General features: G+C 54.8%; 1 protein-coding gene. It reads right to left on the bottom strand.

The annotated features are described in order from the left end of the window. On the bottom strand, positions 1–225 hold a 225-nt coding region (locus tag KMS84_RS44465), incomplete at its 3' end, for a hypothetical protein (RefSeq protein ID WP_256921556.1). Between the last annotated feature and the right edge of the window lie 65 nt (positions 226–290).

Here is a 290-nt window from a genome sequence, read left to right as displayed (position 1 = left end):
ATCCAAGGCAACGCATACCTTGACTTGATCCTTGGTCAAGAATTTGGTCAGGCGCTTTCGGTCACGCACCATCACCGAAGCCTTCGTGCTCTCGGCTCCGGGTTGAGCAACATGACTGAGAAGACCGGAATGTGGAGCCACCCTGACCCTTTTCTCCCCGAAGGGCAGCACGGTTATCAGGTTGCGCTGCTTGGCCCATCGGTAGAACTTCACAATCAGGGCCAAGCGACTGTTCACCGTTTTGGGATCAAGCGCTAATTCTCCGCTAGACCAATCCCTGTACCTCGACA

This window comes from Streptomyces hilarionis, from assembly GCF_024539675.1.
GTDB classification, from domain to species: Bacteria; Actinomycetota; Actinomycetes; order Streptomycetales; family Streptomycetaceae; genus Streptomyces; species Streptomyces hilarionis.
This window is presented reverse-complemented; position numbering and strand designations above follow the sequence as displayed.